This window comes from Saccharospirillum impatiens DSM 12546, from assembly GCF_000423605.1.
Classification (GTDB): Bacteria; Pseudomonadota; Gammaproteobacteria; order Pseudomonadales; family Natronospirillaceae; genus Saccharospirillum; species Saccharospirillum impatiens.
This window is the reverse complement of the sequence record NZ_AUIH01000098.1, coordinates 1-5407: the sequence shown is the minus strand read 5'-3', so window position 1 is coordinate 5407 and position 5407 is coordinate 1. Positions and strand designations below refer to the sequence as shown.

Genomic DNA, 5407 nt, shown 5'->3' with positions numbered 1-5407 from the left:
TAAGCGCACGACACGACACACAGGCTATCAGGCAAGCATGAAGGTCAGGAAACGAGTCGAAGAACCCTTCGGTTGGGGCAAGACCGTCGGTCCAATTCGCCAGATCATGGTTCGAGGGTTGGATAAGGCCAATCAGGTACTGAACCTCACCTTCATAGGCTGGAATCTGAGGCGAATGGTCAATATACAGGGGAGGTGCGCCTGATGGGTGCCCGACAGCCCGGGAAATCCCGGATCTCGGGTAAAAAGGGACGATTGAACCCGACCCAAATGCTGAAATCCCCTTGAAATTGCCTTACCCGAGCGGATTGATGGAAAAATATCGGTCTATTTCAACAGCCTGCTAGAACACCCGGAAACCGTAAACGGTTTAAGCAACCATCATCCAATGGTCGTCAGTGCTTTGCGGCAACTCCAGGCATCGGGCTCCGTTCAGGCACAGTATGAGACTCGGGTGCAGAAAAAGGTGCAGTACGCCGAACTGGATAGCAAACCCTTGTCCCAGGCTGACGCTCTGGCACTAAGGGGGCAAAAACGTCGCTATGCTGCGATCTTTACCTATTTTGATACAGCGTTGTCACAGCAACCGGTATCCCAGGTATTGGAACACTGGGTGCCGATATTGGCACCGGCCTTATCGACCGCCGCCTATCATCCGGTTATCAGGCTCGGCCATGGCCTGGCAGACGACAACCGGTCAGAAATAGCAGCAGGGTTGGCCTACTGGGTTTGGGCCTATCAGCGGCTGCCCTGGCCTTCAACTTCGGAAAATAAACAAGCTGACTTACCCGGCGTTTTGCGCCACCTGCTAACGGGAACAGATTGGCCGGAACAACGGCTCGGCGGCGCAACATTTTCCGAGTCCTTCCTAAACGTCATTCAGCATCCGGCTTATGCAACACTGGTGTTTAAACCGCGCCGGAATCAGCTATCTCTGGCTGACATCGAACAGGCGGCCATCCAGTTGCATTGGACCTACAACAATTTTGCACTGCTCCATGGCGTCACCGGCACCCAGGCGGTGCGTCGACTGGGTGAACACCTATCTCGCCCCGACGTCTTGTTGCCATTCGCCTGGCAGGCTTTGGTCGTTACCTGGCTATCACAGGGGCTTCGGTGGCGGGAGCCAGAGACACCCATGAACAACCCTGACCAAGGCTGGGACAAGATTATCCAGCACGCCTGCGACAGTCTCGATGACCATAAAATCAAGCTTGTCGCTTGCTGCAATGAGTACTTTCAGAGAACGGGTAACCGGCTGTACTGGCAAGTTGCAGCCACGGCAGTGGCTTAGCGGTAGACGGAGTTTTTGCAAAGACCTGATTAGCTGCGGGTTCTGGCTCTGTTTGCGCAACCAAGCTATCGGGACACCCCACCTAACCCGCTAGCGTGAGCTATCGAGGGCTAGTTTTTGATGGCTGCCCAATGTGGGTGTCTCGGCCAGTTCTCGCCGGCCAAACAACGGGACCGAAAACGCCTCTATTTTGCCGCGAGGTGAGCCGTTAATCCCATGCGCCGGGTCGTTACCATCACCCCAAACGTCTGAACGCACCATCCCACTTTTGTTAGTTCCAGCACAGGTATGATCCACACACGCGTATGCATACCCTGGGTATTCTGGGGGTAACAGGCAAGCCATTGTTGATAGACTATACTCCACCAAAACCGGCGGCTTGCCGTGTGCGCCAGACTCTCGCAGTCGACCCATAACAATGATAAGGAGACGCACCATGTTGAAAAAAACGCTCACCACGCTTGCTACCGCGGCACTACTGAGCAGCGGTATGGCCATGGCCGAAGATCGGGTATCCATTGGCACAGGCGGCACCGGCGGCCTGTTTTATGTGATCGGTGCGGGCATGGCCGATGTGATCAACCGCAACCTCGATGGCACCACAGCCCGGGCAGAAGTGACTGGCGCCTCGGTCGAAAACATTCGCCGCGTCGCCGCCGGGCAAATGACCTTCGGCTTCTCATCCTCCTCCACCCTGTACGAAGCCACTGTGGGTGAAGGCCCGTTCAACGGCCAACCACTGGACATGGCGGCCATGGCGTATCTGTACCCGGCTGTTTTGCAGGTCGCGACTATTGATGGCACCGGCATTACCGACATCAGCCAACTGGCAGGCAAGAGCGTCAGCATGGGTCCTCCGGGCAGCAATGCCGCCGTATTGGCGCAGCGTCTGCTAACGGCTTACGGGGTGCTTGGCGAGGTTGAACAGCAGTTCCTGTCGTACAACGAAGGCATCAGCGCGTTGAAAAATGGCCAGGTAGAAGCCGCCGTTGTCTTGGCGGGCGCGCCAACCGCCTCGCTGATCGACCTGGATGCTCAGGAAGACATGGTGCTGTTATCCGTGGATGCCGATACAGTGGCTCAGATGATTGAAGACTACCCCTTCTATCAACTGTACGACGTTCCGGCCGACACCTACCCGGACCAAACTTCACCGGTCACGATGATCAACGACCCGGCGACCCTGTTTACCGCCGCCAATGCCAGTGACGACCTAATATACAACCTGACCCGCGCTCTGTTCGATAACCTGGATCAACTAGCAGAAGTACACCCGCAAGCGGCTGCGATCTCAGCGGATACGGCGACCCAGGTGCCCATTGCCCTGCACCCCGGTGCGGCACGGTATTTCGAGTAACCCGGTTGGTTAACCGCTAAAGAGGCAGATCATCTTGTTCATTTCACTGACTCGGCTGGATCTACCGAACAGCCCGCAGTCCTTCTGGGAGACCCGAGTGGTCTCCCTGTTGTTTGTGGCCATGGCGGTATTCACCGCTGGCCTGGTTGTCTATGGCGCCTATTTTGGTGGCATCACCGCCTTGTTGTTGCGCGCCCTGTTTTTCTCGGCGGTTGCCTCGGCGGGGTTGATGGCCTCGGCATTGAATTTTCGGCGACTGCCCGTACGATTGCTGCTGTATGCACTGGCGCTGATCGCCTGGATTCCCGGCCCGCATCTGTGGCAATCCTACATGGACATCATCATGCGCGGCGCCATGTCGATTCCGCTCGATCAATGGATATTTGTCGGCCTGTTGTTAGTCGTTGTAACCCTGGTTCGGGTTCGGGTTGGCTGGGCCCTGGTGATTCTGATGGCACTCGCCCTGGCGTACGCTACCTGGGGTTATCTGATTCCCGGCAAATACGGGCACGGCGGTTACGACTTGTCCCGCCTGACCTCCACGCTGATGCTCTCTACCGAAGGGGTGTATGGCGTCCCCATGGGTGTGGCGGTGGAATACATTTTTCTGTTTGCCCTGTTCGGCTCGCTACTGACCCGCATCGGTACCGGTGAAGTATTTGTGGATCTGGCGCGTGGTTTAACGGGTCGGGTTCAGGGTGGCCCCGGTCTCTCCGCCGCCTTATCGAGCGCCATGCTCGGGTCGCTGAACGGCAGCGCTGTAGCCAATGTGGTCACCACCGGTACTTTTACAATCCCGCTGATGAAGAAAGTTGGCTACACCCCGAAACTGGCGGCGGCCATTGAAGCAGCCGCGTCTTCCGCCGGACAAATCATGCCACCGGTAATGGGGGCTGCAGCCTTCCTGATGGCGGAGATCATCGGCATTCCTTACGGCCAGATCGCCCTCGCTGCCCTCGCCCCAGCACTGTTGTATATTCTGGCGCTGATGATCGCGGTGCGACTCGAAGCGGGTCGACTGAACCTTGAGCGTGACGCAGCCGGTGGCCTGGCCTTCCTGACAGAAACCTTGAAAACCCGCGGTTATTTACTGATTCCGCTGTTCATTTTGATCGGGTTTATGGTCGCCGGGGAGTCCCCTACCCGCGCAGCGGTGCTAGCCATTGTCGCTGGCTTGCTGATCAGCCCATTTCGGGCCAACACCCGACTGAAACTGACAGAACTGTTGCAAGTCTGCCAGGATACCCTACTCGCAACGCTACCGATTGTCGCCGCCGTTGCCGCCGCTGGCATCGTCATCGGCGTGCTCAACCTCACTGGCATGGGCTTAATGGTGTCCGGTCTAATTGTGGATGTGGGAGGCGGCAGCTTGTGGGCCGTGCTGCTGCTAACTGCGCTGGCGTCTTTTGTGCTCGGCATGGGCCTGCCGACCTCAGCTGCCTATTTGCTGCTGGCAGTACTGGTTGCACCCGCGCTAACGCGACTGGGCATGCCGCCCTTGTCGGCACACATGTTTATTTTCTACTTCGGGCTAGTGAGTGCGATCACCCCGCCGGTTGCTCTGGCCGCATATGCGGCCGCCAGTATTGCCGGCTCCTCCCCCAATGAAACCGCTATCGAATCCATGCGGCTCGGTTTCGTGAAACTGCTGGTGCCCTTCCTGTTCGTCACCATGCCGGGCCTGCTCTTAATTGGGAACGCCTGGGAAATTACCGGCGCCATTGTGCTGGCGACCATTGCAACCACGGCGCTTTCAATTGGTCTCGCTGGCTGGCTGGGAAGAGGAATGGCGGGCTGGGAGCGCTGGGTGTTTATCATCGCCGCGTTAATGGTTGCCTGGCCCACCAACGTGGCGAACCTGGACCCTGTGATTGTAGCCATTCGGTTGGTGGGGATTGTAGCGACTGTGTTGCTGGCTGTTCGGTTTTGGCTGGAACTGCGTCGGCAGCCGCTTTCGACAGCCTGACCTGTTACACGGCTCAGGCACCGGCCGGTGCCGGGTTTCGCAGTAGGCAGGGATGCCTGTGGTAGTGATATCTAGAATTCGACGGACGCAAAAGGCTACCTGAGGTTTAACTGTACCTGAAAATCGATTTTTTGGGCCAATAAACCGAGTTTTCCAATCAAGTTCCTTACTTACCTTTGAACTCAAAACGAATCAATGCGTCCGGTCGCGAAAGTCTTCCAAAACTCACTACCTTCGGCGTCCTCTTAGTCCGTTACTCTTAGTCCGCTAAAAGGAATTCATCATTGAACAATAACGTTATATTTTTGCAGCAATAGTGTTTCCTTTTTACCTCTTATTGCTACACGTCCTTCATTCCAGATACGAATCAGTTCCTGACGTTCTTCCACCGGTATTGTTGCTGAAAAGATCGGAATTTCAACCAATTTCTTCTCTAAACCTGGGCGAATGATTTGAAGGTCATTATGTAGATTATATAGTGGACCCCATGATTTAGACCACGGGCATAGGTAGAATGCCACGACCAAGCAGGAGTAGTAACGTGGCGAGAAAACGGTTCAGTAGTGAGTTCAAGGCCAAGGTCGCAATGGAGGCTATCCGAGGCGACAAGACAGTCGCTCAATTATCTTCGCAGTGCGGCGTACATGCCTCTCAGATCAACACCTGGAAGAAAATCGCCCAGGAGCGACTGGTGGAAGCCTTCGAACGCGGCAGTAGCCAACCCGACCCGAAAAAGCTGGAAGCTCGGGAAGACCATCTATATCAACAAATTGGCAAGCTGCAGGTCGAG

Annotated in this window: 5 protein-coding genes; all 5 read left to right on the top strand. The window is 56.1% G+C overall.

Annotated elements, in window-relative coordinates:
- A partial coding sequence (locus tag G565_RS27810) for a transposase (protein ID WP_028672435.1) occupies positions 1 to 205 on the top strand: 205 nt, incomplete at its 5' end.
- Positions 206 to 289: 84 nt separating this feature from the next.
- On the top strand, positions 290 to 1294 hold the full coding sequence (locus G565_RS0120180; RefSeq protein WP_342662992.1) for a questin oxidase family protein: 1005 nt from the start codon (positions 290 to 292) through the stop codon (positions 1292 to 1294).
- A 436-nt stretch (positions 1295 to 1730) separates the two neighbouring features.
- The gene (locus tag G565_RS0120175; RefSeq protein WP_028672433.1) at positions 1731 to 2651 is read left to right on the top strand and encodes a TAXI family TRAP transporter solute-binding subunit; all 921 of its coding nucleotides are present in this window, start codon (positions 1731 to 1733) and stop codon (positions 2649 to 2651) included.
- Between the two features lie 34 nt (positions 2652 to 2685).
- The gene (locus tag G565_RS25185; protein ID WP_245584223.1) at positions 2686 to 4617 is read left to right on the top strand and encodes a TRAP transporter permease; all 1932 of its coding nucleotides are present in this window, start codon (positions 2686 to 2688) and stop codon (positions 4615 to 4617) included.
- A gap of 586 nt (positions 4618 to 5203) precedes the next feature.
- On the top strand, positions 5204 to 5407 hold a 204-nt coding region (locus G565_RS0120165; protein WP_425413996.1), incomplete at its 3' end, for a transposase.

What these genes read in the sequence shown, in the direction of transcription:
- G565_RS0120175 (WP_028672433.1), top strand. Translation starts at nt 1,731, where the DNA reads ATGTTGAAAAAAACGCTCACCACGCTTGCTACCGCGGCACTACTGAGC.